This is a genomic window from Flavobacterium sp. ARAG 55.4 (assembly GCF_051846875.1).
In the GTDB taxonomy this organism is placed as follows: domain Bacteria; phylum Bacteroidota; class Bacteroidia; order Flavobacteriales; family Flavobacteriaceae; genus Flavobacterium; species Flavobacterium plantiphilum.
This window is the reverse complement of the sequence record NZ_JBPYCT010000025.1, coordinates 1-1,387: the sequence shown is the minus strand read 5'-3', so window position 1 is coordinate 1,387 and position 1,387 is coordinate 1. Positions and strand designations below refer to the sequence as shown.

General features: G+C 40.2%; 1 protein-coding gene. It reads left to right on the top strand.

All coding sequences use genetic code 11. The annotated features are described in order from the left end of the window. Window positions 1-1,387, top strand: a 1,387-nt coding sequence (locus ACSV4D_RS17755) for an MBG domain-containing protein (RefSeq protein WP_439229326.1), incomplete at both ends; no start/stop codon positions are given.

Sequence of the window (1,387 nt, the reverse complement as noted above, 5' to 3'; positions counted from 1 at the left end):
ACGGGTGGAACTGGTTCATATACCTATTCATGGTCACCGTCTGGCGGAACTGCTGCAACAGCAACAGGACTTACTGCCGGAACTTACACAGTAACGGTAACCGATGCTAATTCTTGTACGGCAACACAAAGTTTTACTATCACAGAACCACCGGCTTTAGTAGCAACGGCTGGTTTTCAGATGAATGTTTCCTGTAATGGAGGTACGAATGGTTCAGCCACAGTTTCAGTAACAGGTGGTACACCTGGGTATACTTATGTATGGTCACCATTAGGAGGGACTGGTGTATCAGCTACAGGACTTGCTGCGGGTACTTATACAGTTACAATTACAGATGCTAATTCTTGCCAGACTACACAGAGTTTTACTATTACGCAGCCTGCAGCACTTGAAGCGTCTACTTATCAAATGGATGTCTTGTGTAATGGAAGCGCTACGGGCTCAGCAGGTGTGACTGCTTCTGGAGGAACAGGACCATATACTTATTTATGGAGTCCTTCAGGGGGAACCGCTGCTTCAGCTACAGGTCTAGCAGCAGGTAATTACAATTGTTTAATAACAGATAACAACGGTTGTAGTATTGTGAAAAACTTTACCATTACACAACCAACAGCTATGGTGGCTTCTGCAGTTTCACAAACGAATGTTTCCTGTAATGGAGGTACTAATGGTTCTGCAACTGTAAGTGCAACGGGGGGGACTGGTACATATACCTATTCATGGGCACCATCAGGAGGTAGTGGAGCAACAGCCACAGGACTTGCTGCCGGTACTTACACGGTTACGGTAAAAGATGCTAATTTATGTCAGGATACACAGATATTTACTATAACTGAGCCTACTGCTATTGACTTTGCAACAGTTTCATTACCAGGATATGATTATAATTCAATATATAGTCAGTCTATTAATGTAACGGGAGGAACAGGAACAAAAACCTTTGATATTTCATCAGGAAATTTACCATCAGGATTTAATTTATCTTCGACAGGATTGATTTCCGGGATATCAACTCAGGTTTCGGATAGTAATTTTACAGTTAGAGCAACTGATACAAATGGATGTACTGCGACTTATGATTTTACATTAAAATTAAATCAAATACCAATTACAGTAACTGCTGATGCTTCTCAAACTAAAGTTTATGGTTCTACCGATCCTGTTTTCACCTATACGGTATCTCCTGCTTTATTGACAGGTGATAGTTTTACAGGTACTTTAAGCAGAGATACTGGTGAAAATATAGGAAATTATGAAATAAACCAAGGAACTCTTTCCGCAGGAACTAAATATTTAATTACTTATGTAAGTAAAGATTTTGCTATTACAGCAAAACCAATTACGGTAACTGCTGATGCTTCTCAAACTAAAGTTTACGGAACAGTTG